The organism is Ruminococcus sp. CAG:57 (assembly GCF_000435935.1).
In the GTDB taxonomy this organism is placed as follows: domain Bacteria; phylum Bacillota; class Clostridia; order Oscillospirales; family Ruminococcaceae; genus Hominimerdicola; species Hominimerdicola aceti.
The window spans coordinates 13,698-14,668 of the sequence record NZ_FR890768.1; the positions used below are offsets into that span (position 1 = coordinate 13,698).

The window sequence follows — 971 nt, forward strand, 5'->3', positions numbered from 1 at the left end:
GTTTGGTTATGTTGACAGGTACGGAAAGTACGTCCGAAAGTGGTATGGCAAGTCTGTGAAAACATTGGATAACAACACAATAGACCTGCCAACACTGTCTGAAAGGCAGAACGCTATCGTGGGCATTATCTGCAAAGTGAGTGATGATGTAACGCTGTCGCTTGGTGTGACAGATACAACACGAGGGCGTGTGCTGGAATTTGAAAATCCATACATGACCGAATCACTTTTGCAATCTCTGTGGCGCAGGATAGGAGGTTTTTCGTGGTACACCACTGAGCTATACCACAGACTTGGTGACCCACGTTTCGACATAGGTGACGTGGTGACCTACACCAACGGCGCAGACAGCTATGACATACCAATAACGAATTTAGGATTTACCTTTGACGGCGGACTTTCAGCAGACATTTCTGCGGTAGGTCTGAGCGTTGAAGAACAGCTTTAAGGGGGCGAGATAATGGCTGATGAAAATGTGACATTGGCGCAGGATATCACCGAAAACGATTATCCGATGCAACACGCAGGTGAGGAAATCGATGAGATACTGAGCCGAGCCGGCAAGATACACTATGGTACTGTGGAATACAAGATGACGAAAGCAAATGCGCTTATGCGGATACCGCTTGAACTGACCTTTGCGCCTAAGCAGGTTATAGCAACGCTACGGCAGACAGACACACCAACACCATACAAGACGTTCTGTACTCACGTTAATGGGTCGGGAAAGTCGTACTATCTGAACGTCTGCATGGGATCTAATAACGGGTCAACAGTGGAAAACGTGCCGACAGGAACATACTATGTTGATTACATTGCAATAGAGTAAAGAGGGGTGATTAAATGACAATAACACTAAACACAGACTACGACGTAGCCCTAAGCACAGCCCTACTGGGTTATGTCGGTGAAACAAATGCAAGACCCGTGTCGGTCGAAGGGCTGACAGTAGACGGCGCAGACCGCTATGT

2 protein-coding genes are annotated in these 971 nt (G+C 47.4%); both read left to right on the forward strand.

The window, feature by feature from the left end:
- Window positions 1–448 (forward strand): hypothetical protein (locus QVO88_RS08735; protein ID WP_288177936.1); only part of this gene is annotated, 448 nt, incomplete at its 5' end.
- A gap of 12 nt (window positions 449–460) precedes the next feature.
- Window positions 461–829 (forward strand): hypothetical protein, encoded by a 369-nt coding sequence (locus tag QVO88_RS08740; protein ID WP_022288106.1) that lies wholly within the window; start codon window positions 461–463, stop codon window positions 827–829.
- The last annotated feature ends 142 nt before the right edge of the window (window positions 830–971 follow it).

Bases quoted from the DNA above. Each gene is read 5' to 3' on its own strand.
- QVO88_RS08740 (WP_022288106.1), top strand. From the start codon at position 461: ATGGCTGATGAAAATGTGACATTGGCGCAGGATATCACCGAAAACGAT.